Consider the following 26,512-nt stretch of genomic DNA (forward strand, 5'->3'; position numbering starts at 1 on the left):
ACTAGTATCGCCGCCGCAGACACGTGGCGTGTATAAACTGAAAGAATCGCACGCCCGGTGACGACCTAACAAAATATAAGGAAGAGACATGAGCAGGAGTCCGTCAGTCGACGTCCAGACTTTCATTAATGAACACCCGTTCGGCGGGTTTCAGTGGTTGATCTTCGCCATGTGCTTTGTCATCGTCCTGCTGGACGGATTTGACACAGCCGCTATCGGCTTCATTGCTCCTTCGCTGATCACCGAGTGGAATATCAGCCGGCCCGCGCTTGCGCCGGTCTTGAGCGCCGCATTGTTCGGCCTCGCGTTCGGTGCACTCCTCGCCGGTCCACTTTCCGATCGCCTGGGACGGCGTGTGCTTCTGATTGCATCGGTCGTGATCTTCGGCGTCGCGTGCCTCGCTTCCGCTTTCTCCGGCGACCTGACGCACTTGACGATCCTGCGCTTCATCACGGGACTCGGACTGGGCGCAGCCATGCCGAACGCAGTGACGATCATGAGCGAGTTCTGCCCGGATCGCCGACGTGCAACGCTGATCAACCTGATGTTCTGCGGCTTCCCGCTGGGTGCTGCATTCGGCGGCTTCCTCGCGGCGTGGATGATTCCCGCTCTTGGATGGCGCAGCGTTTTGCTGCTCGGCGGTGCGACTCCGCTTTTGCTGGCGGTCCTGCTGCTTATTGCCCTCCCGGAGTCGGTGCGTTACCGGGTTGCCCATGCACATTCCGTTGAAAGGATTCGGGCTACGCTTAGCCGCATTGGTCGCAGCGCCGCTGACGCCGCCTCATTCGTCATGACGGAACAGGCTCAACCCGTGCCTGGGAAAAGCGGTATCCGCCTGGTGCTGTCGCGGGAATATATCGTCGGGTCGGTGATGCTCTGGCTGACCTATTTCATGGGGTTGGTGATCTTCTATGCATCGATCAACTGGATGCCGATCCTGCTAAAAGAAACAGGTTTGAGCCCGCAGCGCGCGACGTTGATTTCCGCGCTGTTCCCGCTTGGCGGCATGGGCGCCGTACTATGTGGAGTCCTGATGGACCGGTTCAATCCGAACCGGATTATCGCCGCATGCTATGCGTTGACCGCTGTCACCGTGTATTGCATTGGGCACTCAGCCGGCAATATCAGCTTGCTGATCGTGGTTGTTTTTGCGGCCGGCGTGCTGATGAATACCGCGCAGTCTTCCATGCCGGCGTTAGCAGCGGCGTTCTATCCGACTCAGGGGCGCGGTACCGGCGTTGCATGGATGCTGGGCATTGGACGCTTCGGTGGTATCGCGGGCTCGTTCCTCGTTGCCGAACTGGCCCGGCAGCACTTCAGTTTTGAAAACATCTTTGCTGTCGTGGCGGTGCCCGGCGTGATCGCATGCGTTGCGTTGCTGATCAAGCAAGCCGTTCAACCGCGATCATCGAACGTCGAGGTCAACGACATAGGAACGGTTTCGCATTAGTTGAATGACGTGCAAAAAAAAGCCCGCACCCCTCTCGAAAGCGCGGGATAAAGCTTACGGAGCGTCCTCGCCAGGAGAGGGGGTCTTGGCGCGACGTAGTCAAGCATAAGCGGTTCGGACTGAAACAGGTCTTTCCTCATATATCGATTTCTTACCGACTGCTGCGGACGCCTTGTTCGCGAACGGGATGAACCGCGTCAGCCTTGCGATATGGCGCCACCCTTGAGTTCGGAACTCGCGTTTGGAGATCGCGCTTGCTGCGCTTGCATCCTGAGTTCAAGCAAGCGATTGGTCGCGATCGATCCTGCAACCGCGCACAACATGGGCACGATGAAATCATGATCGACACGCGTGAACTCGACCATGAGGACGAGCGCGGTGATCGGCATTTTCATGGACGAAGCGAGAAAGGCCGTTGCCCCGACAATCGCAAAAGCCCCCATGGGCGTTCCCGGCCACATCAACGTCCAGATCCCGCCCAGCACGATAGCCAGCAGCGCACCGTTAGACATGCCGGGCGTGAGCAGGCCGCCTTGAGCGCCCGCGCGCAGGCTGCTGGCGGTTATGGCTACCTTGATGACCAGCAGCGTTCCTGCAAGGCCGATAGTGAGCTCATTGCTGAAGCCTAGTTGCGCGGGTGTCTTGCCGTTGCCGAGGATCTGCGGGAACGACACTGCGAGCAAGCCGACGATCACGAAGTTGACGAGCGAGAAAAGCGGCAGCGTCCATCCCTTCGGTGCGGCTGCGCGGGATTTCGTCGTCAACTGGACAAAGACGAAAGCGGCCACGCCAAACAGGGGGCCGGTGACAATGGACCACGTCACGAGGTTCACGCTCAAGCCGAAGTGCGGCACCACGTATTGCGATTCATCTCCCAGGCCGAGCCACGCGACCACGGCTGCAATGACCGAGGTGACCAGCGCGGGAATCACCACACGCAGCTCGAACGACCGAAGCAAGACTTCGAGCACAAAGATCGCTCCGCCAAACGGAACGTTGTACACCGCGGCGAGCCCGGCGCCTGCGCCGCAAGCCACCATCAAGCGGGTCTGCTCAACCGTGAGACCGGCGTAATGCGACAGCCATCCTGCAATCAGGGATCCGATCTCGCGGGGCGCAACCTCGCGGCCGAGCGGCGAGCCGAGCGCAACCGTGATGATCTGAAGCAGTGCATGCGCCGTCGTGGTGGCGGCCGGCATGCGCGGGTCGTCGGAGGCAACGGCCTTCTTGATGCTGATCAGCGGCCGTCCATAGCGATAGATGACGAACCAGCCGCAGCCCGCAATGAGACCGCAGAGCGCGAGCACGGCAACCCGGCGGCCAGCCGATGCTGCCTCGACACCCTCATAGAAACTCTCTTGCCCGACCAGATGCGTGAGGCTGTAGCCGTAGGCGACGTGCTGGATTAAATGCAGGAGGAGAGCCAACCCCATGCCGCCCAAGCCGGCGCCGATCCCTGTAAGAGCGGTGACCACCGCAAATTTGATTAGTGGGTTTGCGGGGATGCCGGGGCGGGGTGGTCGAGCAAGCATCGAGGAATGTTAGCAGTATGAAAGAAATAGCTGAGTTAGCGCCCAGATGCTTGTCGTAGAGGATGATCAAAAAATTTCAATTAGCGTGAACCCGAATCTACCGCTTGAGCAATCAGGCGTCAAATTCATTTATTTTTCGCATTAATGCAATTAGCGGATGATTAGCATCGGGCTCCTTCTTAGGCGCTTTAAATTGCAATCAGCTTTGGGTGGGTCCCTTAAGCCGCTCAAGAAGCGAACTGATCAGATCGATCGGCATGGGAAAAACAATGGTCGAATTCTTGTCGCCTGCGATGTTGGTCAGGGTCTGCAAATAACGCAGCTGCATGGCTTGCGGCGCTTGTGCGAGCATTTGCGCGGCCTGCAGCAGCTTTTCCGACGCCTGCAGTTCGCCCTCTGCATGGATGATCTTCGCGCGCCGTTCGCGCTCGGCTTCAGCTTGCCGGGCAATCGCGCGCACCATGGTCTCGTTCAAGTCGACGTCCTTGATCTCAACATTCGATACCTTGATGCCCCATGCATCGGTTTGCGAATCGAGCACCTTTTGAATGTCCATGTTGAGGCGTTCGCGTTCCGCCAGCAGCTCGTCGAGTTCGTGCTTGCCGAGGATCGCGCGCAGGGTCGTCTGCGACAACTGACTGGTTGCTTCGAGGAAACGGGCGACCTGGATCACAGCCTTTTCCGGATCGACCACGCGAAAGTAGACCACCGCGTTCACCTTCACCGACACGTTGTCGCGCGTGATCACGTCTTGCGGCGGCACGTCGAAGACGACGGTGCGCAGATCCATTCTCACGACTTGCTGCACCGCAGGAATGATCAGGACAAGGCCCGGCCCCTTGACCTTCCAGAAGCGGCCAAGCATGAAGACAACACCGCGTTCGTATTCGCGAAAAATGCGGATCGACGAAAATACGATAAGGATGACTAACGCCAGCAAGATACCGCTAAAGCCAAACGTGAATCCGACCATCATTTCTCTCCTTGTTTTATATCGTCAAGCCGCGCCACGCTCAGCGTCAGGCCATGACGCGCGAGCACGCGTATATGCTCTCCGCGCGCGAGCATGGCTTGAGTCTCGTGACAGCACACACGCCATCGTTCACCGTGCACGCGAGCCCAGCCGCTGTCACTCGGCGGCACGTCTTCCAGCATCTCGCCGATGCTGCCAAGCAGCGCTTCCGCTCCGCTGACCACGGGCCGCCGGCGTGCCCTCAGCGCGACGCTGGACACGACAAACACAAACAGCGCGGTGGCAATGGTGAGGCCCACTACGAGTGCCACGGGAATGCCATAGCCGGGGGCATCGGTACGGAACAGCATGAGCGCACCCATTGCAAACGCGACGATGCCGCCGAAGCCGAGCGTGCCGAACGTGGGCAGGAAAATCTCGGCGACAAGAAAGGCGATGCCAAGCAGGATCAGGCCAAGACCAGCCAAGTCGACGGGCAGCAATTGCAATGCGAACAGGCCCACCATCAGACTGATCGCGCCTGCTACACCGGGTAACGCGAGACCGGGATTGGCGAACTCGAAGAACAACCCATACATGCCTATCGTAATGAGAATGAGCGCGACGCTTGGGTCGGTGATGGTCGCGAGAAAGCGGCTGCGCCAGTCGGGCTGGATCGTCACGACCACCGCGCCGGAGGTCGTCAGGACATGATCGCCCGTGATCGTTTGAACATGCCTGCCGTTGAGCTTCGCGAGCAAGTCGGGTACGTCGGATGCGTTCATGTCGACCACGTTTTGCGCGAGTGCTTCGCTCGCTGACAGGCTGACTGCTTCGCGCACCGCGCGCTCGGCCCACTGCACATTGCGACCGCGCAATTGCGCGAGGCCGCGTATATAGGCTGCGGCATCCTGCACTTGCTTGGTGGTCTCGGTGGATGCCGCATTCGCACCGGCAGACGTTGACGCGCCTGCGTCCGTCTTCGCGTGGCCCGGCTCAGTCTCGGTGGAGCCGCCGCCTGCGCTGAGCCGGATAGGTGTGGCGGCGCCGAGGTTGGTGCCCGGCGCCATGGCGGCTATATGGCTCGCATAGACAATGTACGCGCCGGCGCTGGCCGCTCGAGCTCCGCCCGGCGCAATGAACGCCGCAACGGGAACGGGCGATGCGAGGATGGCCTTGATGATCGAGCGCATCGACTGGTCAAGTCCGCCAGGCGTATCGATCTCGAGAATGGCCAGTTGCGCGCGTTCTTCAGCGGCCCGGGCAAGCGCGCGAACGACGAAGTCGGCGCTGGCCGGTCCGACAGCGCCGTTAAGCGGAATGACCACGGCAACCGGGTTTGCGGCTGCCGCACCGCAGAGCAGCAGTCCCGCGAACAGGGCTAGCGCTTTGCGCAATAGTGAACCTGCTGTGCCGGAAAAGGCGCGCACTGCGTCCGGGTGAAACAAACAAGACTGATAGCGTTCCATCACGATAAGAGCGGCGCTTGCAGACAAAATGACGCCGGCTCAACGAGGGTTGCCTGATATTAAGCTTATGCCAAATTAGGCACATACCAAGTGTGTCCCCTCTAAGGATTTCCACAATAAAGCCGCTTAGGCGCTCGCGCGGTATCAAGTGCGCGCAAAAGCATCGCCTGAGTGTTTCCGAGTGCATGCGCCGGAATATTTCCATGGCTTCGATCGTTTAACCCCTATAACCGGACTCATGAGGCGAACGATGCCGATGCGTCCAGGTTCACGCAGGAGACGACGATGCGCCAGTTATTCAGGTTAGGAATAGTGCTTGCCACACTGGGGTTTGCGGCGCCCGCGCTCGCACAATTGTACGACGACACCGTAGGTCTGGATGCCGACTCTGGAGCCAATTGCCGCGCCGTAGCGGGACAAGCGGATATTGACGGCTCGGCGCAGCAAGTCGTGGGACGGGCGTGCCTGCAAAGCGATGGAACGTGGCAAATGGTCGAGAACCCCGACGGCAGCATGCTTCTGTATCCGGTCGCGTATTATCCGTATCCCGACCCATGGTACTGGGGGCCGCCGCTGTTCATTGGCGCGGGCGTGAGTTTTATTTTCGTCGATCGTTTCCATCACCATTCGCACTTCGACCATTTTCATCAAATGGGTCACATACGCGTCGGTGCGCCGATGGGTTCCGGCTTTCATGGCGGACCGTCGCGATTTAGCAGTGGCTCACACGGGTTCTGGGGAGGTCACCGGCGCTAAGCTAAAGCTTGGAACCTGGAAGGGCGAGTATTGAAATTTTTAAATAACACGTCCGGCTAACCAACCGCTTCCGCGTGTTCTATCGCCGGTAACAAGTACTAAGCCGGGCGCAAATCCGCTTGCTTTTGCTTGCTCACTGAAGGGCGACCGTAGGCAATTTTTGTTCGTCCTTCAGCACGGCGACTCCGCAGAACCAGTCGCCTCCATGCACGTCATATTTCCAACGCATATTGGATTTCATCAGCGACCTGCAGTTGTCGAGCGAGATCATGCCGGGCTCGGCAAAAGTGCATCGACCTATGGCAATCGTGGCCTCCGTCAATAAACTCACGGAGGCCGTGCGAACGGGCGACGGCTTCGAGAAGGATTGCAGGTCATCGACCATTTGCTGAAGTTCTTCGATACGGCCGGAGTACCAGGTCGTGAGACAGGTTTCATTCGTGCAATGCGTTTCCCGCCAGGTCCATTTGGCATCGCTGTCAGCACGGAATGAGCGCTTATCTGCAACCGCGTGGCGCGCCTTCCAATACAGTTTTCCGAGTTCATCGTCGAGCTTCGATAAAGATTCGTTGTGGCAAATCAGCTTTTCCGTCGCTGAGCGACCGAGGTTGCAATCGAAGCTGGTAGCGTGCGCCACGAGCGGACTGCCCAATAGAAACACAGAGATCAGGGTGGACTTGAAGAGGGTCATCGTTATCGCAGGAAGAATGGGACTTTCACGCATACTCGACTGGATTCGATGCCTGGAATGCAAGGAAAAGAACTAGGGATCGGTCAGTACTTACCAAATATTTCAAATTAACCGGACGTTGTTCCAGGCGCGCGCAAATGGCTGGCTGTGTTTATTTTCAAGCGGCGTGAGGTACGCTAGGGGCAGCCGGCTAGCGGTCCAGGACTTTACTTGAGGCTTACGATGACCCCATTAAAATGGGCGGTAAGTCAGGGTAAGGAGTCTGGAATATATTGCGGTCATTCTTTGATGATCACAGGCAGTTACGCGCGATCATTCGATGTAGGAAGACGAGTTGGCGGGTTAGCACGTGTTGGCGCTGTACCTTGGCGCTAACGATGTAACAAGGCGCTGCGAGAAAGAAATCAAGGATCTGATCAGTACATTGGTGGAGCACGTAAGTGTAGGCCGGAGCTGAAGGTGATGTGGCTTCTCCCTCGCTAGTTCCAAATCAAGGCTCATCGGAGTTGGCTATGTTGAAAACGGTCGCAGCCTCTGTATTGCGTCCTGGCATGTTCTTGCACAGTCTGGATCGGCGCTGGCTTGATCACCCATTCTGGAAGAGCTCGTTCTTGCTCACCGCTATCGATATCGAGAAGATCGTCGAAAGCGGAATAACGTCCATTGTGATCGACACGGATCGAGGTCTGTCGTGCCCTGATGACGGCCTGGGAGAGCCGGTTGACCCGTTCGTTGCGGCGAGCTCCACTGCGCAGACGGGGGATGGCGAGCAACGCATTGCAGGCGGCGTACCGCGCGCGCAATTGCCGCGAAGACCGGTAGGCGAGGAAATTGAACACGCAAAGCGACTGTTCGAATCAGCCTCCAATGAAATGAAGGTTGTGTTTCAACAGGCCCGCATGGGACGCGCGGTGTCCGGCGCCAGCATGATGCCGCTGGTGAAGAGCATTGCTGCGTCCGTTATACGCAACCCTTACGCATTGACCAGCGTGGCGCGCCTGAAGCACCACGACGGCTACACGTATATGCATTCCGTCGCCGTCTGCGCGTTGATGACGGCGCTCGCGCGCGAACTTGAACTGGACGAACCGGATGTACTGGAGGCCGGCGTGGCCGGATTGCTTCATGATCTCGGCAAGGCACTCATGCCGCTCGCCGTGTTGAACAAACCGGGAAAGCTGAGTGTGGAAGAGTACGAGGTCGCCAAGAAACACTCCTACGATGGATGGCAAATGCTGCAGTCAGCCGATGTCAGTGCCGGGGTGCTGCAGGTTGCGTTGCACCACCATGAAAAGATAAATGGCCGCGGGTATCCGCATGGGCTCAAAGACAAGGCCATTCCCCTGTTGGCCAGGATGGGCGCAGTCTGCGACGTGTACGACGCCGTTACATCCGAGCGGTCATATAAATCTTCCTGGCATCCGACTCAGGCGCTTCGCAGCATGGCGTCGTGGGAGGGACAGTTCGACAAGACTATTCTCGCGGCTTTTATAAGCACCGTAGGCATTTATCCGGTGGGCTCGCTGGTCCGGCTGGAGTCTGGATTCCTGGCTGTCGTGCTCGATCAAGGCAGTGGGTCAATCCTCTCGCCGATCGTCAAGACATTCTTCTCATGCAGGTCGAATCAACCGGTCTTTCCACAAGTAGTAGACCTGAAGAAATTGAAGGGCGGTGATCGGATAGTGGCAATTGAAGACCCTAAACAGTGGAACCTGCCGCAATTCAACGACCTTTGGTTGAGTCAGACTGTCCCCTTTGCATAAGCTAAACAGGCCGCGTTCTCCAGCCCCAGGTAATGGCTCGTAAGCAGACGGTGTCTACAGCCCGTGCTTGCCGAAATGCTCCGCTTCAAAGCACTCTAATCTCTCTCTGCGTGCATGGGGGTCCTCTGCGTTGATGCGTTGGCCCCTTCAAACACACGTCGGGCCCACAACGGGAAGCTGCGTCAAGTGCCTCGGCGTTTTGTCCGGTCCAGACCGCAGCAATGACTGTTGAGGGAGAAAAATCTTGCGCCGCTGCGTTTACATTGCGATGCTTTTTTGCACACTCAATCTTCAAGCTTGCGCCAGTTCGGTGGAGACGTTTGCCCTTGGCGGAATTGCCGGTGCCGTAGCGGGCGCATCGGCCATCGTCTGTGCGGTGGGGTGTAAATGACTGGTGCCGCGAAGCATACAAATATCCGCACCGATCCCTGCCAGCCTGCGCTTGCGAGTCAGGTGCAGGGGAGTGTCGCTCGGCTTTCGCATGAGTTGGTTGAAACAATGATTGAGCGGCTTCTTAAGCGTAACGACGTTGTATTGCTGAAGGAATGCGATCAAGGAGTATGCAGCGTCCCGTATCGCGGCAAGCAACGCAGGAGCGACGTACTGCGCTTCTTGAGAATAGCGGGGCCGCAAGTACGGGCGCTTGTCTTTAGCCATCAAGCTGAAGAGGGTCCTGTCTGGATCGACGTCATGTCGGGAGAAGTATCGGCCCGGTAACAGAGCGCCGCTTTATCTGCAGTAAGGACACGTTGTTAATGATTCTGTATTTCATGAACCAACGAGATGCTATCAAGTATCTCGTGGAAGTCCGGCTTGACGCGTTAGCCAGACGAAGCTCGGAAGTCGTTGTTAAAACGCATCTTCATGAAAGTCCAGGTGTTGACGGCATCGAACGCGTTCTTCTCGACGTCAGGGCCGCCCGTACCGCGTATTTCGTGGAATGCGGTTCGACGGTGGGCGACCGGATCGTGTTTATTACCTGAATGCCGTGCCTCGCTGACCACGCAGAAGCCGGCCTCTTTGCGCGTGGATCATGCCGCTTCGAATCGCCACTCCTCAAAGCTTCGTAGCTCTCCAGTCTGGATGTCGACCCACAACATATCTCCGTCGAATGTGTGGCTAAAAACGAGTGCGCGAACCTCCCGCTGACTATCCAGGAATCCAAGCACGGCCCGCAGCGTGTGTTTGCCGCGATACCGTATTGCACGGCTTGCTATACCTTGACCGCTAACAAGCATGATAGGGTTGATCCGAACTTTGCAAGCAATATCGCCGGTCGTGGAAAAATTCATTTCATCCTCCAAGTACATTCAATACTTAGTGATAACGTCAGCGGTGCGAACAACCTTAGGTTACGAAAGAGCCGGTAAGAGAGTTGGCTAAGTGACGCCATTTGTCTAAGCGGAAAGGCCATCAAATGGTGCGCCGTTAAGTTACGTTGCTTGCATTGAACGCTTGCAATAAAGATAAGAATCGCACTCGCTTTCAAGCTAACGACTAGGGGGAAGGTGATGATTTCGTTACCGGATCTTTCATTGTCGCGGCAACAGCGCTTAGTCCGTAAGACTGTCGGCAAGCTCATCAGGCTAGGCTTCTTACCTCGCCTTTCCAGCACTACAGATTCTTGTTAGCCGGGTCGATATGACGTCTGGGCGAATGAATCCGTGCGCTCGCCACTCAATCATCAGCACCCCTGCGAACCTGCGAATCTGCTCTACGCAGCCGATTCGGCGTCACGGAACAACGAACAGAGGCACACCATGGCACTCGATTCCAGTATGTCAATTTCATCATCGGACTTTCCCGGCAATACGGCCAAGCAACCGGCCAGTGCGCCCAGCAGCGGGCTCCCTGAGCGGACGTCGGCGACATCGCCCGGAAGCGGTGACGCCTTGATGGCGGCACTCAAGCTGACGTTGCAACGAATGGGGTTAGACCCGAGCGCGTTGACGTCGGCCAGTAGCGACGTCACCGATACTGATTCATTTTCTGACCACTCCGGCACCGCGGCTGGAGCCCTCGCGCGCGAAGACGCAAACAAAAGCGCAGGCAAGCAATTCCTGGTGGCGCTATATCAGGCGCTTGTCCTGCAACACAGTCTCAATGCGACAGCCCAACAAGTCGGCGATCCGGCGCAAGCAGACCAGGTGACATCAGCCTATGTCGATCTCGGCTCTTCCATAGAAGAGCTTGCGAAAACTGTCCGGTCAACCTCCGTGAAAGGTAATGATCCATCTGACGTCTGGGACTGGCAGCTAGATGATCCCCAAGCGTCCACATCCGGCAGTGATGCTGGTACGAGCGACAGCACCACACTTGCTGGGGCTGTCAGCACCCTCGACAACGCATTGCAATCCTATGTAGCGCCTGATGGCCATGCGGGAGAGGTGCCGTTAGCCGATGTTCTGGATGGCCTGAGCGAAGAGACCAAGGGCGTTCGATGGGATCCGATCGGGCTGTTCGTCGACGTGAAGATCTAGGTCTGCCGGCGCCGAATGTTGATCGACGGAATGAGTCGAGTGCTGCATTGATTGCGGCTGCGATAGCGCGGTAAGTGCTGGTAAGGAGTCGAGAAAAAGCCGTGATCATTCATTAATCGATGCTAGCCCTTAAGCAGGATCATTCAGTGTCGAAAGAAAGTTCTAGCGACCTGGCATGTGCGCAAGGCTATCTTGACGCTGCCTCGATCCCTTCATCTTTATTGAAAGCGAGCCTGATCATGAATGTTAACAACTACAGCCCCGCTGAACGTATAGCGCCAACACCCATGCGTCCAACTGGTGGCAACTCGGGCAGCGCAGCCGGAAATAGCGCTAAGACCGAGTTGCCGTCGCTGCCGATCGAGCAAGCGACTCCGCCCGCGCTGCCATCGAACGGCTTGGTTGGCACACGTATCAACACCAGTGCTTGAAAGGGTAGCGGCCTTATTTATGTTCAATCTGCAGTTTTATAAACGCTGCGTCCGGCTAGCGGTATGCCTCATGGCGGGCGTGGTCATATTGCCGATGGAGGGTTGTGCCGTAGCTGCACTGCCGTGCCGCCTGGTATCGGCCACGCTCAAGATCGTGCCGGCAGTGGGTCATGCCGCTGCCGCGCCGTTCGATACATGCGCCGACGCCATCGATTGAGCATGTCCGATTCGCCGCGCAAACCGACGAGTGACGAGCGGGCGAGGACGGCTTAGGCGTCGGACTTAGCGCTTAGCCACAAGCCGGCAACTCAGGCGCCGTTCATTATCTTGTCATGCCACGCGCGGCCGAGAACCTTAATCTGGCGAACCAATAAAAACATGAACTCGTTAAAGTTTGTGATTCTGGCTAGCGGTATGGTTTCGTTAGCCGGATGCTCAGGCGGCTCGAATTCTATCGTCGACATGCCGACGTTTGCGCCGGTCGTGGTCTCAAGTCCGTTGAACATAGAAACGGGCGGCGCGATCTTCCAGGGCGGCAATGCGTTGACCTTATACGAAACGCCGCGTGCGCAACACGTGGGCGACGTATTGACGATCCGTCTCTCTGAATCCTACTCGGCTAATAACAGCGGCGATGCCTCGGCTAATCGATCGAGCGACATTAGCGCGCAAGCCGCCGATCAATCTAGCGGCGCAGCAGCGCGACTAGCCAAGTTGTTTAACATTGGATCGGCTAGCACGACTTTCAAAGGTCAGGGGGCTGTGTCGAACACGACAGGGATGACCGGGACGCTTGCCGTATCGGTTATCGCCACGCTGCCGACGGGGAACCTCGTGATTGCGGGAGACAAGATCATTGCGATGAACCAGAACCGCGATCGCCTGCGGTTGTCGGGTATCGTGAACCCCAAAGACATCGAGGTTGGAAACTACGTATCGTCAAGTAAAGTCGCTAATGCTCGAATTGAGCAGGCAGGTGTCGGCATGCTGGCCGATGCAACGACGGTAGGCTGGTTGCAACGAATGTTTCTTAGCGTGCTGACGTTCTAATTCTGCGATGGTAGGGGCGAGATCGGCGCCAGGATTCCTGGAACTGAGCGCAACTGCATCAGTGCTGACCGCTTCGAGTTGGCGGCGTTCTTATCTTTCCTTCAGCTAAACACCTGGCGCCCTCTTGGGCGCCGCACGTGCTTCACGGAGCGGATGGATGTTTCGCCAACGTGCTCAGATCTTCATCCAGACTCGTGCGAATAGTCGTAATTGCCTGGTCGACGTTGGCCGGGCGGAGCAGGTTGCGGGCGAGTGCTTCGTAGACGTATTGACGGACCGCGGGAACCTGCGTCTTTAGCAGGACGTCGTGGTAGATATCCCGCATTTCGCTTTCGCGGCCGTTAAGGTCATATAGCCTTTGCAAATGCTGTAGATCATTAACGACCGCAAAGCCCGGCTCAAAGCCACCGCGGCCAATGCGGCCGCCGTCCAGACTGGCTGGCAAAGTGCTTTGGGCGAGCGCGCTGCTAGCGCTGGTTGCAAACACGCTTGCGAGAAGGAGAGTTTGGGTAAGTTGTTTCATGATTGACGAGTAGGACTTCCCTCAAGCGAAAGTCGATTAGAAAATGACAATGCAACCTCACCTTTGACAGGTGACAAGCTGATCAACGCTGCTATTCATTTGCTTCGAAGCAAGCGGCAAAGCATGGCGAATGGGCGTCAGGCTGCACGATCGTACTAAGCAATCTTCTATTACCGTTTATCAACTGACGAAGAAGAACGCTTGCAACCAAGCAGTTCATCCTCATTGCTTCGTCAATGTGCAGCGTTATGATTGCGCACTTTCGCTAGCAACGAAACGCCGAGCAGCATGTACGTTCGCCAAGTCCTTCCTGAATCTTATAAAAAATTTCGCCCCGTTTATTCAAATCACTAAAGAGAGAGCGCGCATTTCAGAAACGGTTAGCAATTAAAGGAAATATTCCGTAAGCCTTAGGATAAAGCCTTGTCTTTTCCACGCTATTTACCTGAGGGAAAAGGAGGATCATTGCGTTCAGGATAGGGTGTTGCTAATACAATGCGACGCTTCTCCTAAACGTTTTCGTCAAAGGATCAATGACCAATTCATCGACGATCCCTTTTTGAGCTCTGTAAAATTCACGGAGGCAGCATGTTGCTAATCGGCGGTGCCGTAGGTTTTATGTCCGGAGTGTTGCTCATGCTTTTCCTCCTTGGACACCGCGCGCCTGAGGATCGGGTAATCGATCTCCCCGGCGCACTGATCACGCACCGTCCGGCTAACGCGGCGACGCAGAACGCGGAGACGTTCTTGCGAGTGCTCGGTTCCCGGGCGTGAATTATTGGGCTTAGTCCCATAGCGCTGACAGACGTGGCAGTCGAGCGTTTTTATATAAGAAGAGGATTACGCCAATGGCGAAGAAGAGCATTGCTGAAGACGCTCAAGATGTGATGCGGGCGGCCATCCTGATCGAGCTTGGTGCCCGAATTCAAGTTCTGGAAAGCGAAGTCAATCTCTCGCGTGACCGCATGATTCGCCTTTATCAGGAAGTAAAGGGCGTGTCGCCGCCGAAGGGAATGTTGCCGTTCTCAGTCGACTGGTTCCTGACGTGGGCGCCAAATATTCACGCATCGCTCTTCTACAACATCTATAGATTTCTGACGGATCTCGCGGGATGTTCGCATTTCGACGCATTGACGAAAGGCTACAAGCTCTATCTCGAGCATTGCGAGCGGCACGACATCTACATCATGTTGAGCTTCACGCGCGCCTGGACGCTCGTGCGGTTCTTTGACGCCAGCATTCTCCAGTTGACCCGTTGCTGCAGCTGCACGGGCAAGTTCGTCACGCGCAAGCAAGACGCAGCGCAGGGCACGGTGTGCGGGAATTGCCAGCCGCCGTCGCGGGCCGGTAAGAGCGCCAAAACCGAGCCTCGCGTCACGCAGGATGAAACCGTGGGTGAACACAGCACCGTACGGCCCGAGCCCGTCGAGGCATTGAATTCGACGCTATCTGGATGCGTTGGTGTGGAGCCGGCCTGTGACGAGGCATCGTGCAGGCAAGCTGCCTGAGTTGGCTAACCGAGCGAGGTTATAGAGTCTGCGAGTCCCGGCTTTGCGTCACTGGAATACGGGACTCTCCATAATGCCGCAGCCTGTCTGGCCGCGTTGTTGTTTCAATCTCTGGTCAATCCGCCGTTGCAACCACCATCTTGTCGATGAGTGCGCTGACCTTCGTCGCCGTGCTCGCGAAACGGTCGAGCTTCGCGCCGCTCGTCGCATAGCTGGCGGCGACCACGATCTTTCCCCGTTGGATCAACGTGAGGTTGATGGCCGATAGATATTCGGTGTATCCGTCGGTGAATGTCCGATGCCCCCAATCCGTGGCCGCACTGTAGACGAGCGTCGCTTCGCAACCGGGAGGTGAAGTCCCGGGTGCATACACGGTCGACTCCACCCCGCGTTTATGCAAAGCGTATTGCAACGCCGGAACAAAGTCGCCAACGGGGACCAAGGAATTCCACTCGATGCACACGGCGTGGAGGGATGCCTGATCACCATTGACGACGGTAGGCGACGAATGGTTCGACGCAATGCTTATCCCGGCCTGCACAACGGAACCGGCCGCATCAACGGCGGATATCACGGTCAATGCGCAACCTGATAACAAGCATGGACTGAGCACAGTGCAGATGAGCGAAGCATAGTGCAGCGATTTTTTAGCCCGGCGGGCGAGGATTTTCATTGGTTTGCGACGTTCGTCATGCCGAGTCGAATGGCGGTTTCGGCAAAAGGCGAACCGTATCCTTCGGTCATGCATTCGATCGAGCTAACCATGACGCCGCCACTCCTGTTTTGCATTCTTCTGCGGGTCGAGAGCAGGCACACTCTCTTCTCAACCTTTTCCGTGACACTCGAAAATTACGCGACTTTTCACGCGAGCGGTGCCAACCAACTTGCACTAACTTGCATCGACGCTGCTGGTTTTCCATTGCTGCACAACAGACTTCACCCAGGCGTCGGGCGCTTTCAGCAGATAAACGAGCGTGGCGTTATGGGTTATCGGCGAGAAACGCAGAGTGATCGAGCTCACCGCGTTTTCCCATTCGTAGACCGGCAGAGCGTTGCTCGCAGAGGCAGAGGCGGAGGCAGTTGCACGAGCGCTAGCGCGCGGCGCGCCATAGCGGTCCGCAAGCGCGTGACGCAGATCGGCTGCGGTGCCTTCGTCTATGACGAACGACATTTCATACAGCCTGAAGGTGGATTGTCCGCCGACGCGTGCGAAGCGCAGCATGTGATCTTGCGCCGGTGCACCGTCGACCACGGCACGCGATATCGCCCATCCATTGGCTTGTTGATGCGCCCAGCGGCAAGCCACCGTCAGGCTTTCACGCGTCTTCAGGCTCATGCCGAGAGAGCCGGCGATGACATCGGTCTCGCACACGGGTACGCTGTCGATCGGCGTCGCCCTGACGGTCGCGCCTGCCTGGAATTCATCGAGTGTTATGCCTAGCGGGATGCCGCGAAACTCGAAGGGCGTATCTTGAGGGCGCCTCTTCTGATCGGCGCCCTTGCCCCTGGGGCCGACCACATCGTTGGCAGCGGGGTCCGCGTGGGCAGTGACAAACGGAGTGAGCGACAGCACGCCGCTAGCGAGCGCAAGAGCGCAGACAAACAGAGCAGGTCTCATGACTCAGTTGATCGCCAGCGCGCGCATGTCGAATTCAATGCATGTGGTTCGTTCCGCGAACCTGACTCTTGGCGGTGTCGCTAAAGGTCTTTGACTGCATTGGGCCATCGCGGACACATGAAGCTGGTTTGAAAAACCAGCAAGTTTTGGATTGCGGTGAAGAGTCATGACAAGCCTCGCGTAGCGCTGATTCCTAGCTTCTATTCGACACCGCGCATGGAAACCCCCGTTTCCGGGTGATCGATGCGCGGCAAAGCGTATTACGTGTCGAATCATCGCACCGCGTTTAGGCGTGCGATGTGAGAAGGAGTGCGCGGTTTCCCGCAGTGCTTACGAGCTGTTGCCGCCGCTTACCAATTTTTAGCGGGACGTTCTCCGGACGGACGTCGAGTTAGAACATTGTGTTGTCGTTAGCGGCATGCTCGGGCACTGGCTGGATCACATCCCAATGCTCGGCAATCTTGCCGTGGTCGACGCGGGAGATATCCACGATGGCGCTGCCGCGATCCTGCGGGTTACTGGTCGAATGAACATGAAGAAACACGAGGTCACCATCGGCCGCGCTTCGCACGATCGTGGAGCGTGCCTCCGGATCTGCTTTGAAGTGCTCGGTAAAGAGCGCTATCTTCTCGTCAGCAACGCGCTGGCAGGGGACGTGCGCTTTCGTGTAGATAGCGTGCTCTATCGATTCGACGGTTGAACGGATGCCCGCCAAGCTGGGCGAGCCTTTCCAATCATCTGATGAGACGTACAACATGTCGCGCGTGACATGTCGCGACATAATTGTTGAATAGAGATTGGGCGCCCGTTCATTCATACTTCACTTCGTTGCAGGAACGCCAGAACGAGCCGATCTAACGCAGATTCAACCAGGCGCTTTCCGCACACATTCGAGCGCCGATGATCAGCTATCCATACTTGTTTATCTCATCGGACGACGTGTTTGAATAATCGAGACACGATGGTGTCGATGAAAGGATGAACATGCTGAACCTTCTTAAGATGTTAGCCGGACGCAGCGTATTTCGTGCACTGTCCGCCTTGGCTTTTTGTGCCGTTCTGCTGACCGGCTGCGCTAGTGGCGTCACCAACGTAAGTGCTTTTCCCGCAGCGGCGCAAGTGCGGCCGGAAACCATTTACGTCTATGCGTTTGAAAGCTCGCCGGATCAAGTGAAACTCGACGGTGGTTTGCTTCAGAAAGTGAAGACGCAATTCGACGGCGGGTCGACCATGAAGAAGCAAGCCGACGATGCAGTGGAAGTGCGCGAGCAAGTTGCCGATGAAATCGTCAAGCAACTACAGTCAATGGGCCTGCATGCAGTACGGGCAGATTCGCCTGCGCCCACCGACCGGAACGCCCTGATCGTGCAAGGCAGCTTCGATACGATCGATGCCGGGAATCGCCGCCGCCGGATGCTGGTTGGTCTGGGCGCGGGGAAAAGCCAGGTCGGCACATCCGTGCAGCTCGTGTATCAGCCGGCTGGCGAAATGCCGAGGCTGGTTCAGAGTTTCGATGCAAAGGCGGACAGCGGCAAGGCGCCCGGCGTCGTGGAAACAGCAGGTATTGGCGCCGCTGCCGGGCACGTTGCGACGTCGGCCGCGGTAGGTCTGCATGCGGTGTCCGAGACCAAACACGCCGGGGTATCGGAAGACGCGAAGCGCCTGGCCGATTCCGTTGCGAAGCAGGTTGCGCAGATTGGCGTGAGCGAGGGCTGGATGACGCCTGACCGGATCAAGGGCTAAAGATTCGGCGGCAAAACCCGGAGGTTCAGAACGGTACTTCAGCTACGTGCCACAGCACGCCGGAAGGATCGAAGACGAACCCGACTTTCATGCCCCAGCTTTGCAGCACTGGCTCACGTGGGGCATTGACAGAAAACTGCTCGACAAGCTCTTCAGGTTTCGTTTTCCGCCACCACGAATCCACATCCCGGACCAGCAGTTGAATCATGCAGTTCTCGGCAAATTCCTTGGCGTAGTAATTCTGGAGAATGAAGCTGAAACTGCCTAGCTTTAATATCGCAATGCCTTCATCTTCATGGGTCAGCGTGAAACCTAGCGCCTGGTAGAAACGCTTGGAAGCATCGAAGTCTTTCGCAGGCACGAAAGGTCGAATGGCGAGGATCTGATCCATGATGATTCGTCACTCCCGAAGATGTTAGTGCCGCCGTTGTTGGCGAGACTGCGTAGAAATTTTATCAAGCTGCAGGGCATCGCGTAGCCCGCACCAACCGGTGGCATGAAGCATGATGGAGCCCTTCCCCGATATCGATCAGACGAAGCCTTCTTTGGAGGTGAAGGGACGGCAGATCCTTGATGTCGAGAAAAAAACTCCTTGAACCACATTTAATCGATTGAAAATTGCACAAACGGGCTAGCACCCGATTTTGGCGATTGCGGCGCTCTTCTACCATCATCACAGCCCTTCGCAATTGTCCGGGGCCAACATCGTTAGCGGCATCACTGCCTGAAGCCGCCAACGCAACTGAGCGAGCGCCCGACCATGCAATACCTAAAACTCACCCCTGTTTTGCTGACCCTGTTAGCTGCGGCACAACCGCTTGTGGCGCAAGCCGACGTAACCGTAAAGATTGGACAAGTTTCGCCACTGACGGGTGAACTGTCCCACATCGGCAAGGACGATGAAAACGGTGTCCAACTCGCGATCGAGGACCTTAACGCCGAGAGAATCCACATTGGCGGACAGCCAATTAGATTCGTGCTCGATTCGCAGGATGACGCAGCCGACCCGAAGACCGCTGTGACCGTGGCCCAGAAACTCGTTGATGACCGTGTATCGGGCATTGTTGGACACGCCAATTCAGGTACGTCGATCCCTGCTTCCAAAATCTATTCGGATGCAGGCATCCCGATGATTACCGAGTCTGCGACCAACCCGAAACTGACCGCTCAAGGATACAAGAGCGTTTTTCGCATGGTCGCTAACGACGTCCGGCAAGGGACTGTCATTGGAACGTATCTCGTGAAGGACCTGAAGGCCAGGAAGATTGCAATTGTCGATGATCGCACTGCCTACGGACAGGGCCTGGCCGATGAAGTCGAGAAGGCAGTCAAGGCTGCGGGCGGTACGGTGGTAGACCGTGAATATGGAACTGACAAAACGACTAACTGGATGGCGGTTCTCACGACTATCAAGAGTCGTGTTCCCGACGGCATCGTATTCACGGGCGGAGACACGCAAGCCGCAGCGTTCGCGCAGCAAGCTCAGCGACTTGGTCTGAAAGCCAAACTGATCGCCGGCGACGAGGCATGCACCCCTCAATTCATCAAGCTCGCAGGCGCGTCCATGACTAGCGATACGTACTGCACACTTGCCGGCGTGCCTCCCTCAAAGATGCCTCAGGGCGACGCTTTCTTTAAACGCTATCAGCAGCGATTCGGCGTGCAAGTGCAACTCTATGCACCGTACGCCTATGATGCAGTGATGGCGATGGCAAGCGCCATGCAGGCTGCGGATTCAACGGACCCGAAGGTCTATCTGTCAAAACTGCAAACCCTGAAGCTGGACGGCGTGACTGGCCCGATCCAGTTCGATGAGAAGGGTGACATTCGCAACGGGGCGATTACGGTTCGGCAGTTCGGGCAGGGCGACTGGCATGACCGGAGCGTCGTCCGATAATAAGCGCGCTCGTCTTCCCGCCATTAAACGTCGGCTTATTCATCCAGGTCCACGGGCACACTCAGCCCGACCTTCACGCGGCTCATGCTCACCAGTGTTTTAAAGCGCTTCACGTTGTTATTGGCGAAAAAGAGCTGCCGGGTGAGGTCGTTGTACTGTTCCATGTTCTGCACTGTCAGGATAAGCACGAAGTCCCATTCGCCCGCGACGTAGTAGCACTGCTGGATCTGCGGACATAGTTCGAAGGTCCGCTTCATCGTGTCCAGCAGGTCGATCTGTTCGCTTTCAACTTCTACCGTTGTCATGATAGTAAGGGGGAAGCCGACTTTCTCCGGCGAAACGACGGCCGTGTATCGGTCTATCACGCCGTCGTCGGCCATCCGTCGCAGACGGCGATTAACCGCCGCAGTCGACAGATTCACCCGGGCACCGAGTTCGTTCTGGGGGATATGAGCGTCGCGCTGGACTTCGGCCAGCAGCTTGCGATCGAAGTCATCGAGGGCAGTGGCCATGGAATTGCGTCCAACCTCAAGTAGATAAATTTTTGCGTCGCGTCCCTCAACATGGGACGAAATTGCTCATCGCACGCAATATTATTAACGCATCGGTTGCGCGTCAAGCTGTCATTCGGCACGGAATCAACGCTGGGTGACGAAAAAACTTCGATGGCCTACGAAGTCAGTCTGGACGCGAAAATGCGCGAACTCATCGTGGTTGCAGTCGCGGTTTCGCTTCGATGCGACGGTTGTATCGCCGTGCACAGCGCCGAGGCCGTGAAGTTGGGCGCCACACGAGAAGAGATCGCAGAGGCGCTTGGCGTAGCAATCGCGCTTGATGCTGGCGCTACGATGGTCTATTTAGCCCGCGTGATGGATGCAATTGCTTAGATTAGTGGTCTGTAGAGATCCCAGTCCGATTGGTGCTTCAGATCACACCAGCACACAGGTCGCGGCCGCGGTTGGAAACGACCACGACGCCGACCTGATCAATCCCTGCCATGGCTGGATCAAGCTTCCATGCGCGGATCAGCCTTTGCCCGGCTAATATCACCCAGGAAAATCTTGTGGATGTTAGCGTCATAGACCCACTCACGGGCACGCTGCTGTATCAAGTCCATAAATGCCGGCGGTCCGCTGCAATAAATCTGTGAGTTGGCGTGGGTTGGACTGATGGCGTGGCAGATGTTCCGGGCAAGTTGCTCGGCAGACCTCTCGAAGTGGTGAGCGATCTTTCCACATCGTTCAAGTTCGCACAGTTCCTCCAGGAAAACAGCTCGTGCGGGTGTTCTCGCGAAGTTGTGCAGTTCAAAACTCTTGCCACTCGATGCAAGTTTTCTGGCGACGCCGGCGATGACTGCGATGCCAAGGCCGCCACCAAGCAGGATATATCGAGCTTTGGTGTCGACAGTGACAGGTGTGGTCTGTGGCTTCCCCACAAGGATCTCGTCCCCGTGATTCCAGGGGATGTCGAAATCTCGCTGCGCTGGTTCCCCGCTCACATCATGGCGGATTCCGAGAACATAGGCATCACGCCTGGATGACGAGCGAAACAAGGGGTAGGTTTTGACGACACCGTCATGGCCTCTCGGGACAGCATCGATCAATGCGCCGTCATCAAACGGTTGCAATTGCGATGCCGATTCAATCTCAACTTCAACGGCGAAATATCCCTGCGCAAGCTGCCACTTTCCTGTCACAAAGGCTGCGGTCATGCTGTCGTCCATATCGTCTCCAATAGGAACCCGGTACTGTAGAGAGGCGCCGCCTGCTAGTAGTTGGGGAGATAGGCTGGCGTGCGAAAGTTGAGAGTGATGCGTCGAAGTCAGAGTAGGGCGGGTCCAGAACGAGCACAAGACGGGCTGAGCGAATGACTTTTATATGGGTTGAGCGATAGTGAGCGCCGATTTCATGGCTTCGACTTAACTCGCGATAGCGCTTTATTTTCCGGAAAATTCGCCATTCCGCATTAATTTTCCAATTTTTTAACGTGCACCATGAGGCCGCCAGGCGCGCTGGGGCACGCGGCGAATTCAATGAACGATGACAACAGTTGCACGAAGGCCCGTTATTCCCGCGTTAACCGGCGTTCGCTTCCTGGCAGCGTTGAGCGTAGCGCTGTATCACCTTTCGCCTGATGTCGCCGCATCGTTAGGAATATCACCATTTTATTTCTATGAGAATTCGGGCGACCCTGTCGAATTGTTCTTCATTCTTTCGGGGTTCATCCTTACTTATACGCATCCGGAAATGGGTGGGGCAGAGGCGCCTGCCGTACGACAGTTCTATTTTTCCCGGTTCGCAAAAATCTACCCAATCTATTTATTGGGTTGGATCGTATTCGCGCCGTTGGTCTATTCGAACCTTGCGGCCTTGCACGGACACTCGGCTGGGTTATATGCGCGGCTCGTGTTTTACGGCGTGATTTCCCTGGCGTTGTTGCAAGCCTGGACGCCTGCCACTGCGAACGCCTGGAATACGCCCGGATGGTCGCTCTCTGCGGAAGCGGTCTTTTACGCGTCGTTTCCCTTCCTGTTTGCTTTCCTTAAAAATCGCAGCGTTGCGGTGCTGTTGAGTTTGATCGGGGCGTGCTGGTTATTTTCCGTTATTCCGACGTTGACGTTATTGTTCCTGCCGCCGGCATTGGGTCAGGCGTATTGGCTGCGAGAGATGGTGAATTTCATGCCGGTGCTTCGGATAGGCGAGTTTATTGCCGGGATATGCATGGCGCGGCTTTATCTAAGCCAGGGGCTGAGTAAAACGGGTGTCTTCGATGTCGCTGCTTTTGCAGCTCTGGCTGCAGCAGTTGCGGTTATTGTGTTTGCCAATCATGTGTTGGCGAAGGCGTTGCTGTTTCCCGCTTTTGTCCTGCTTCTCTACAGTCTGGCGCGCGCGAAAGGGCTGTTTAGTGGCTGGCTTGGGAGCAAAACGATGGTCCTGCTTGGGGAAGCGAGTTTCGCATTCTATATTTTGCATGTGCCGTTTTTCAGGTATGCAAAGATGCTGTTTCCGAGCGTCGCGACGGGTCTTGTGCCATTTCTGGGATTTTTGCTCGTGTTGACGGCAATGTCGATTGCTAGCTTTCTGTTTATTGAAAAGCCCTTGTGTGGGTATCTTCGTAAGGTTTATAAGAGCTCGCGCTCACCGCGTTCAATTCGGCAACCTGAGCATGCGCATTAGGGGTTGGGTTTAGAGTTGTCGGGCGGGGGCGGGGCGGGTTGCACGGGCTCTGGGGTTAGCGGTCAGGGGCATTGCAGGGTTGCTAGGTTCTGGCGTCAGCGGTCTGGTGCCTTGCCGGGTTGCTGCTTTTCAGGTCTTCGCGGGTTATGTGCTAGCTGATCTCTTTATCACTATTAGCCACTGCGCGTGGCGGCGCGTCATTTCTTTGTCCAAAGCGACAAAGAAACGAAGCAAAGAAAGCGCTTTCACCTCTCTAAAAATTAAGTGTCCACAGCGTGCAGTTTTATTTCATTGGTACCCGAAAAGCACGGTGCTCGCCAGAGCCACGGATGTGTGAAACCCTCCTTCTCGCGAATCCTGACATTAACACGCTTCGCCCCGTACGCTCTCGGGCAAGCGCCCTTGCCATAGAAACCCGCACGGCCTCACGCGTATTTGCCGCTGTGGTGCTTCGCAGGTTAGCTATGAGTTTGCATTGTTATTTTGCGGGTTATGCCTTAAGCATTCTGCAGATCCATTTCTGGGTGGTTTAAAAAATGGTTCGACATGCGTACAAATTCGAGGTTGGTTTTCCGCGGATAGCGCGGGGCGCTCTTTGGGCAGGTTCAGTCGCTAGTGCTTGCCCGAGAGCGTACGGGGCGAAGCGTTTTACTGTCAGGATTCGCGAGAAGGAGGGTTTCACACATCCTAAGCTCTGGCGAGCACCGTGCTTTTGGGGCACCCATGAATTGGAACTGCACGCTGTGGACACTTAGGGTAGAGCTGTTAAAAGCGTTTTCTTTGCTTCGTTTCTTTGTCGCTAAGGACCAAGAAATGACGCGCCGCCACGCGCAGTGGCTAACAGTGATAAAGAAATCAGCTAACACTAAACGCGCGAAGACCTGGAAAGCAGCAACCCGGCAATGAACCAGACCGCTAACGCCAGAACCTAGCAACCCGGCAATGAACCAGACCACCAACCCCAAAACCTAGCAATCCACTTGTCCGCCCACCCCCTGACTCACCGCCCAAGCCGCCCCCCGATCCCCACACCAGCCATCACCAAACCCCGAGTGCGAACGCCCCCCTCATGGAAGGGTAACCGGCACCGGCCGCGTCAACAAATCCACATACAGGCTAAAGAACCGGTTGTTATCGAACTGAGTGACATAGGCAATTTTCTGCGGTGAAGCACCGGCCGCCGGTTGATCCGGATAGACCATCACATGACCCTGATTCTCGCCGCTGCTCGTATCGATATCCAGGTACGCGCTCTTCGTCTGCGTCGCGTAAGTCGGATCCGTAAAATAAGCGATAGTCAGCGTGTCGTAGATGTCCGTGTTAGTGCTAAGCGCGTTCGCATTGGTCGTCGCATAAATCTTCGTAACGGCGGTCTGCTTGCTCGGATTGTTGGAGATCTGGTCATAGACGCTCTGCGTCAGCGGCACGGTATTCGTTACATCCAGCGGAATCACGACTTGAGGAATCGTCGTTTGAAGCACCGTGCGCACGGCTAGCGGATCAAACCACCAGTTCAGTTCGCCCACGGCATTCGCATTGCCCGGCACGGCCATCGCACCGCCCATATAAATAATCTGCTTGATCAGCGGTGCGATTTCCGGCGCCTTTTTCAGTGCAAGCGCAAGATTGGTCGGCGGCCCGACTTCCAGAATAGAGACCTGATTCGGATAACGCTTGATCGTATCGATCATGAAATCAGACGCGTTTTCCACCTGCAGTTTCGTACTCGTGGCAAAGCCGTCCGGCGGGGCGATAAGTTGCGAAGCCTGCGTGGGTTCGGGGCGGCTCCAGGCGCCGAAATAACCGTTGGGATTGGCGGCTTGCTGCGCGCGAATACTCGCGACATCGTATTGCAGCGGATAATCCGCACCGGCGTAGACGCCCACGGTGTTCTGTACACCCATCCGCTCCACGGCTTTGAGTGCGTCCGATTGTTCCTGCAATAGCCAGTCATTGCCCGTGACTACAGTCAAGCCGAGTAAATTCACTTTCCCCTGCGCCATCAATTGCGTGGTCATGGCAAAGAGCTGGCCGTCATCGCCCATCGTATTGAAGTCTGAATCCATGATGACCTTTGGCGCAGTCGCCAAAGGCCCGGAGTTCGAATTTCCGCTTCCACCGCAAGCTGTCAAAAACACGGAAGCCACCAGGACAAACGCGGGTTTTGAGTTCATTGCTTTTCCCATTAAAGGTTAGTTGGATGACGAAAAACAACTGCCGCGGAGAACCATGCAGCAGCTTGGGCGATGGCGTGACCAGCCCCTGCAACGGGGCAGCACGGTTTCGACGCTTCAAACTCAATGTCGTAACTGAATCGCGTAACTAGATCGGATATCCAAATCTATTGTCCGGCACACTTGATGCGTTCCGGACAGCGAAGGTCAGGGAGCGCTGTCGACTTCCTGGCGAGTCGGAATGGAGGGCTGTGCGCCGGCGCGTGTAACGGAAATAGCGGCCGCCCGCTGGGCAAGACTGATCGCCGCTTCTATGGGTTGACGCGCGGCCAACTGGGCGGCGAAGACACCGATGAAAGTATCGCCGGCAGCAGTGGTGTCCACCGCGTTCACCTTGGGCGCGGAGTAGTGCGTCCCTTCGCCTGCTTCAGGCAACAGATACGCGCCTTGCGAACCCAGCGTCACGATGACGTTACGCGCGCCCGCTCGCTGAAGTTCTTTGGCCGCCCTGCGTGCACCGCTTTGCGATTCGACCGGCAATCCGGCGAGGATGGCCGCCTCGACTTCGTTCGGGACCAGATAGTCGACCAACGGCAGCCACTCGGGCGGAAGCGGACCAGTAGCCGGCGCCGGATTTAATACGGTTAGCTTACCAAATCGCCGGGCAGTGACCAGCGTGGCATAGACCGAGTCCCATGGCGTCTCGAGCTGACATACCACCACATCGGCAGCCTTGATCACCGCCTCGTGGCGCTTGACCATCTCGGGGGTAACCTGGCCGTTGCTGCCGGGCACCACCACGATCGTGTTCTGGCCGTCGTCCGCAACGGTGACGATCGCAACGCCACTCGGCACTGACGGGTCGGTTTCGACCGCGCTGCAATCGATTCCTTCGGCCTCGAGGTCTGCCAGCCGCAATGCGCCGTTGGCGTCGCCGCCCACGCATCCGGCCATCGCCACGCGCCCCCCGATTCGGGCTGCAGCCACCGCCTGGTTAGCTCCCTTGCCCCCGGAGATTTGCGAGAACTCGTGGCCGCTGATCGTTTCGCCCGGACGCGGCAAATGCGGCGATCGCGCGACCAGATCGGTATTGATACTCCCCATGATGAGGACGGAACCCTGCTTGGTTTCTTTGGACATTTCAATTTCTCCTGCTGGCGAACCGGCGGGTCACCGGGCTTGGGCGTTTGCTGAGGATGCGCAATCAGTACACGCAACAAGCACACTAAGATCAAGCCGGGACGCTACCGATATCGCGAATAATAGGGATGCATTTCTTCAGGCATCCATGGTGTGCGT

The 26,512-nt window shown here is 56.7% G+C and carries 29 protein-coding genes; 14 read left to right on the forward strand and 15 right to left on the reverse strand.

Annotated features, from left to right (window positions below; genetic code table 11):
- Positions 1-88: 88 nt before the first annotated feature.
- Complete coding sequence (locus ACMX25_RS29045; protein WP_414953159.1) at positions 89-1,450, forward strand: MFS transporter; 1,362 nt, start codon at positions 89-91, stop codon at positions 1,448-1,450.
- Positions 1,451-1,647: 197 nt separating this feature from the next.
- Here the strand turns inward: ACMX25_RS29045 and ACMX25_RS29050 are convergent, their stop codons facing one another.
- The 3 genes from ACMX25_RS29050 to ACMX25_RS29060 all read right to left on the reverse strand — a co-directional run bounded on the left by ACMX25_RS29050 (position 1,648) and on the right by ACMX25_RS29060 (position 5,403).
- Positions 1,648-2,982 carry a chloride channel protein gene (locus tag ACMX25_RS29050; RefSeq protein ID WP_414953160.1) on the reverse strand — a complete coding sequence of 445 codons (1,335 nt, stop codon included), beginning with the start codon at positions 2,980-2,982 and terminating at the stop codon, positions 1,648-1,650.
- A 199-nt stretch (positions 2,983-3,181) separates the two neighbouring features.
- Entirely contained in the window at positions 3,182-3,955 is a 774-nt protein-coding gene (locus ACMX25_RS29055; RefSeq protein WP_414953173.1) for a slipin family protein, read from the reverse strand.
- Positions 3,955-5,403, reverse strand: coding sequence for an NfeD family protein (locus ACMX25_RS29060; protein WP_414953174.1), 1,449 nt, complete (start codon positions 5,401-5,403; stop codon positions 3,955-3,957). Before ACMX25_RS29060 ends, ACMX25_RS29055 begins: the two co-directional genes overlap by 1 nt.
- Positions 5,404-5,688: 285 nt before the next feature.
- On the opposite strand from ACMX25_RS29060, the gene ACMX25_RS29065 reads away from it, so the two are divergent.
- Entirely contained in the window at positions 5,689-6,159 is a 471-nt protein-coding gene (locus tag ACMX25_RS29065; RefSeq protein WP_414953161.1) for a hypothetical protein, read from the forward strand.
- Between the two features lie 133 nt (positions 6,160-6,292).
- Here the strand turns inward: ACMX25_RS29065 and ACMX25_RS29070 are convergent, their stop codons facing one another.
- Entirely contained in the window at positions 6,293-6,850 is a 558-nt protein-coding gene (locus ACMX25_RS29070) for a lysozyme inhibitor LprI family protein (RefSeq protein ID WP_414953162.1), read from the reverse strand.
- A 512-nt stretch (positions 6,851-7,362) separates the two neighbouring features.
- Between ACMX25_RS29070 and ACMX25_RS29075 the strand changes: the two genes are divergently transcribed.
- Entirely contained in the window at positions 7,363-8,613 is a 1,251-nt protein-coding gene (locus ACMX25_RS29075; RefSeq protein WP_414953163.1) for an HD-GYP domain-containing protein, read from the forward strand.
- A gap of 291 nt (positions 8,614-8,904) precedes the next feature.
- Here ACMX25_RS29075 and ACMX25_RS29080 read toward each other — a convergent pair whose 3' ends face one another.
- Positions 8,905-9,273, reverse strand: coding sequence for a hypothetical protein (locus tag ACMX25_RS29080; protein ID WP_414953164.1), 369 nt, complete (start codon positions 9,271-9,273; stop codon positions 8,905-8,907).
- 110 nt (positions 9,274-9,383) lie between these two features.
- Here ACMX25_RS29080 and ACMX25_RS29085 point away from each other — a divergent pair, with 110 nt between their 5' ends.
- Complete coding sequence (locus ACMX25_RS29085) at positions 9,384-9,596, forward strand: hypothetical protein (RefSeq protein ID WP_414953165.1); 213 nt, start codon at positions 9,384-9,386, stop codon at positions 9,594-9,596.
- A 48-nt stretch (positions 9,597-9,644) separates the two neighbouring features.
- On the opposite strand, the gene ACMX25_RS29090 is transcribed toward ACMX25_RS29085, so the two are convergent.
- Positions 9,645-9,905 (reverse strand): hypothetical protein, encoded by a 261-nt coding sequence (locus ACMX25_RS29090; RefSeq protein WP_414953166.1) that lies wholly within the window; start codon positions 9,903-9,905, stop codon positions 9,645-9,647.
- Positions 9,906-10,373: 468 nt separating this feature from the next.
- On the opposite strand from ACMX25_RS29090, the gene ACMX25_RS29095 reads away from it, so the two are divergent.
- From ACMX25_RS29095 to ACMX25_RS29110, 4 genes are all read left to right on the forward strand, one after another.
- The gene (locus ACMX25_RS29095) at positions 10,374-11,093 is read left to right on the forward strand and encodes a hypothetical protein (protein WP_414953167.1); all 720 of its coding nucleotides are present in this window, start codon (positions 10,374-10,376) and stop codon (positions 11,091-11,093) included.
- Between the two features lie 146 nt (positions 11,094-11,239).
- The gene (locus ACMX25_RS29100) at positions 11,240-11,524 is read left to right on the forward strand and encodes a hypothetical protein (RefSeq protein ID WP_414953168.1); all 285 of its coding nucleotides are present in this window, start codon (positions 11,240-11,242) and stop codon (positions 11,522-11,524) included.
- Positions 11,525-11,594: 70 nt separating this feature from the next.
- A complete protein-coding gene (locus ACMX25_RS29105; protein ID WP_366144565.1) occupies positions 11,595-11,741 on the forward strand; it encodes a DUF6726 family protein in 147 nt (48 codons plus the stop codon).
- 161 nt (positions 11,742-11,902) lie between these two features.
- Positions 11,903-12,574 carry a flagellar basal body L-ring protein FlgH gene (locus ACMX25_RS29110; protein ID WP_414953169.1) on the forward strand — a complete coding sequence of 224 codons (672 nt, stop codon included), beginning with the start codon at positions 11,903-11,905 and terminating at the stop codon, positions 12,572-12,574.
- A gap of 142 nt (positions 12,575-12,716) precedes the next feature.
- Here the strand turns inward: ACMX25_RS29110 and ACMX25_RS29115 are convergent, their stop codons facing one another.
- On the reverse strand, positions 12,717-13,097 hold the full coding sequence (locus ACMX25_RS29115) for a hypothetical protein (RefSeq protein WP_414953409.1): 381 nt from the start codon (positions 13,095-13,097) through the stop codon (positions 12,717-12,719).
- Between the two features lie 636 nt (positions 13,098-13,733).
- Between ACMX25_RS29115 and ACMX25_RS29120 the strand changes: the two genes are divergently transcribed.
- Both ACMX25_RS29120 and flhC read left to right on the forward strand, forming a co-directional pair.
- The gene (locus ACMX25_RS29120; protein ID WP_414953410.1) at positions 13,734-13,871 is read left to right on the forward strand and encodes a hypothetical protein; all 138 of its coding nucleotides are present in this window, start codon (positions 13,734-13,736) and stop codon (positions 13,869-13,871) included.
- A gap of 74 nt (positions 13,872-13,945) precedes the next feature.
- Positions 13,946-14,605: a flagellar transcriptional regulator FlhC gene (flhC, locus tag ACMX25_RS29125; protein WP_414953411.1), complete on the forward strand. Its 660-nt coding sequence runs from the start codon at positions 13,946-13,948 to the stop codon at positions 14,603-14,605.
- Positions 14,606-14,720: 115 nt separating this feature from the next.
- Here the strand turns inward: flhC and ACMX25_RS29130 are convergent, their stop codons facing one another.
- From ACMX25_RS29130 to ACMX25_RS29140, 3 genes are all read right to left on the reverse strand, one after another.
- Entirely contained in the window at positions 14,721-15,179 is a 459-nt protein-coding gene (locus ACMX25_RS29130; protein ID WP_414953439.1) for a hypothetical protein, read from the reverse strand.
- 315 nt (positions 15,180-15,494) lie between these two features.
- Entirely contained in the window at positions 15,495-16,223 is a 729-nt protein-coding gene (locus ACMX25_RS29135; RefSeq protein WP_414953412.1) for a hypothetical protein, read from the reverse strand.
- Positions 16,224-16,614: 391 nt separating this feature from the next.
- Positions 16,615-17,040: a nuclear transport factor 2 family protein gene (locus ACMX25_RS29140; protein WP_414953413.1), complete on the reverse strand. Its 426-nt coding sequence runs from the start codon at positions 17,038-17,040 to the stop codon at positions 16,615-16,617.
- Between the two features lie 167 nt (positions 17,041-17,207).
- Here ACMX25_RS29140 and ACMX25_RS29145 point away from each other — a divergent pair, with 167 nt between their 5' ends.
- Positions 17,208-17,966: a DUF4410 domain-containing protein gene (locus ACMX25_RS29145; protein WP_414953414.1), complete on the forward strand. Its 759-nt coding sequence runs from the start codon at positions 17,208-17,210 to the stop codon at positions 17,964-17,966.
- A gap of 25 nt (positions 17,967-17,991) precedes the next feature.
- Here the strand turns inward: ACMX25_RS29145 and ACMX25_RS29150 are convergent, their stop codons facing one another.
- Positions 17,992-18,357: a VOC family protein gene (locus ACMX25_RS29150; RefSeq protein WP_414953415.1), complete on the reverse strand. Its 366-nt coding sequence runs from the start codon at positions 18,355-18,357 to the stop codon at positions 17,992-17,994.
- Positions 18,358-18,726: 369 nt separating this feature from the next.
- On the opposite strand from ACMX25_RS29150, the gene ACMX25_RS29155 reads away from it, so the two are divergent.
- Positions 18,727-19,863, forward strand: coding sequence for a branched-chain amino acid ABC transporter substrate-binding protein (locus ACMX25_RS29155; protein ID WP_414953416.1), 1,137 nt, complete (start codon positions 18,727-18,729; stop codon positions 19,861-19,863).
- A gap of 35 nt (positions 19,864-19,898) precedes the next feature.
- Here the strand turns inward: ACMX25_RS29155 and ACMX25_RS29160 are convergent, their stop codons facing one another.
- On the reverse strand, positions 19,899-20,375 hold the full coding sequence (locus ACMX25_RS29160; protein WP_414953417.1) for an Lrp/AsnC family transcriptional regulator: 477 nt from the start codon (positions 20,373-20,375) through the stop codon (positions 19,899-19,901).
- Positions 20,376-20,426: 51 nt separating this feature from the next.
- On the opposite strand from ACMX25_RS29160, the gene ACMX25_RS29165 reads away from it, so the two are divergent.
- Positions 20,427-20,750, forward strand: coding sequence for a carboxymuconolactone decarboxylase family protein (locus tag ACMX25_RS29165; RefSeq protein ID WP_414953418.1), 324 nt, complete (start codon positions 20,427-20,429; stop codon positions 20,748-20,750).
- 119 nt (positions 20,751-20,869) lie between these two features.
- On the opposite strand, the gene ACMX25_RS29170 is transcribed toward ACMX25_RS29165, so the two are convergent.
- The gene (locus ACMX25_RS29170; protein WP_414953419.1) at positions 20,870-21,586 is read right to left on the reverse strand and encodes a ferredoxin reductase domain-containing protein; all 717 of its coding nucleotides are present in this window, start codon (positions 21,584-21,586) and stop codon (positions 20,870-20,872) included.
- A 316-nt stretch (positions 21,587-21,902) separates the two neighbouring features.
- Here ACMX25_RS29170 and ACMX25_RS29175 point away from each other — a divergent pair, with 316 nt between their 5' ends.
- A complete protein-coding gene (locus ACMX25_RS29175) occupies positions 21,903-23,039 on the forward strand; it encodes an acyltransferase family protein (RefSeq protein ID WP_414953420.1) in 1,137 nt (378 codons plus the stop codon).
- Between the two features lie 1,067 nt (positions 23,040-24,106).
- Here ACMX25_RS29175 and ACMX25_RS29180 read toward each other — a convergent pair.
- Together ACMX25_RS29180 and rbsK are read right to left on the reverse strand one after the other, a co-directional pair.
- Positions 24,107-25,213 (reverse strand): nucleoside hydrolase, encoded by a 1,107-nt coding sequence (locus ACMX25_RS29180; protein WP_414953421.1) that lies wholly within the window; start codon positions 25,211-25,213, stop codon positions 24,107-24,109.
- A gap of 207 nt (positions 25,214-25,420) precedes the next feature.
- A complete protein-coding gene (gene rbsK, locus ACMX25_RS29185; RefSeq protein ID WP_414953422.1) occupies positions 25,421-26,353 on the reverse strand; it encodes a ribokinase in 933 nt (310 codons plus the stop codon).
- Positions 26,354-26,512: the final 159 nt, after the last annotated feature.

This window comes from Caballeronia eucalypticola, assembly GCF_047608185.1.
Classification (GTDB): domain Bacteria; phylum Pseudomonadota; class Gammaproteobacteria; order Burkholderiales; family Burkholderiaceae; genus Caballeronia.

Coding starts and splice junctions, on each gene's coding strand:
- ACMX25_RS29045 (WP_414953159.1), top strand. CDS start 89: ATGAGCAGGAGTCCGTCAGTCGACGTCCAGACTTTCATTAATGAACAC.
- ACMX25_RS29050 (WP_414953160.1), bottom strand. CDS start 2,982: ATGCTTGCTCGACCACCCCGCCCCGGCATCCCCGCAAACCCACTAATC.
- ACMX25_RS29055 (WP_414953173.1), bottom strand. CDS start 3,955: ATGGTCGGATTCACGTTTGGCTTTAGCGGTATCTTGCTGGCGTTAGTC.
- ACMX25_RS29060 (WP_414953174.1), bottom strand. CDS start 5,403: ATGGAACGCTATCAGTCTTGTTTGTTTCACCCGGACGCAGTGCGCGCC.
- ACMX25_RS29065 (WP_414953161.1), top strand. CDS start 5,689: ATGCGCCAGTTATTCAGGTTAGGAATAGTGCTTGCCACACTGGGGTTT.
- ACMX25_RS29070 (WP_414953162.1), bottom strand. CDS start 6,850: ATGACCCTCTTCAAGTCCACCCTGATCTCTGTGTTTCTATTGGGCAGT.
- ACMX25_RS29075 (WP_414953163.1), top strand. CDS start 7,363: ATGTTGAAAACGGTCGCAGCCTCTGTATTGCGTCCTGGCATGTTCTTG.
- ACMX25_RS29085 (WP_414953165.1), top strand. CDS start 9,384: ATGAACCAACGAGATGCTATCAAGTATCTCGTGGAAGTCCGGCTTGAC.
- ACMX25_RS29090 (WP_414953166.1), bottom strand. CDS start 9,905: ATGAATTTTTCCACGACCGGCGATATTGCTTGCAAAGTTCGGATCAAC.
- ACMX25_RS29095 (WP_414953167.1), top strand. CDS start 10,374: ATGGCACTCGATTCCAGTATGTCAATTTCATCATCGGACTTTCCCGGC.
- ACMX25_RS29105 (WP_366144565.1), top strand. CDS start 11,595: ATGGCGGGCGTGGTCATATTGCCGATGGAGGGTTGTGCCGTAGCTGCA.
- ACMX25_RS29110 (WP_414953169.1), top strand. CDS start 11,903: ATGAACTCGTTAAAGTTTGTGATTCTGGCTAGCGGTATGGTTTCGTTA.
- ACMX25_RS29115 (WP_414953409.1), bottom strand. CDS start 13,097: ATGAAACAACTTACCCAAACTCTCCTTCTCGCAAGCGTGTTTGCAACC.
- ACMX25_RS29120 (WP_414953410.1), top strand. CDS start 13,734: ATGCTTTTCCTCCTTGGACACCGCGCGCCTGAGGATCGGGTAATCGAT.
- flhC (WP_414953411.1), top strand. CDS start 13,946: ATGGCGAAGAAGAGCATTGCTGAAGACGCTCAAGATGTGATGCGGGCG.
- ACMX25_RS29135 (WP_414953412.1), bottom strand. CDS start 16,223: ATGAGACCTGCTCTGTTTGTCTGCGCTCTTGCGCTCGCTAGCGGCGTG.
- ACMX25_RS29140 (WP_414953413.1), bottom strand. CDS start 17,040: ATGAATGAACGGGCGCCCAATCTCTATTCAACAATTATGTCGCGACAT.
- ACMX25_RS29145 (WP_414953414.1), top strand. CDS start 17,208: ATGCTGAACCTTCTTAAGATGTTAGCCGGACGCAGCGTATTTCGTGCA.
- ACMX25_RS29150 (WP_414953415.1), bottom strand. CDS start 18,357: ATGGATCAGATCCTCGCCATTCGACCTTTCGTGCCTGCGAAAGACTTC.
- ACMX25_RS29155 (WP_414953416.1), top strand. CDS start 18,727: ATGCAATACCTAAAACTCACCCCTGTTTTGCTGACCCTGTTAGCTGCG.
- ACMX25_RS29160 (WP_414953417.1), bottom strand. CDS start 20,375: ATGGCCACTGCCCTCGATGACTTCGATCGCAAGCTGCTGGCCGAAGTC.
- ACMX25_RS29165 (WP_414953418.1), top strand. CDS start 20,427: ATGGGACGAAATTGCTCATCGCACGCAATATTATTAACGCATCGGTTG.
- ACMX25_RS29170 (WP_414953419.1), bottom strand. CDS start 21,586: ATGGACGACAGCATGACCGCAGCCTTTGTGACAGGAAAGTGGCAGCTT.
- ACMX25_RS29175 (WP_414953420.1), top strand. CDS start 21,903: ATGACAACAGTTGCACGAAGGCCCGTTATTCCCGCGTTAACCGGCGTT.
- ACMX25_RS29180 (WP_414953421.1), bottom strand. CDS start 25,213: ATGAACTCAAAACCCGCGTTTGTCCTGGTGGCTTCCGTGTTTTTGACA.
- rbsK (WP_414953422.1), bottom strand. CDS start 26,353: ATGTCCAAAGAAACCAAGCAGGGTTCCGTCCTCATCATGGGGAGTATC.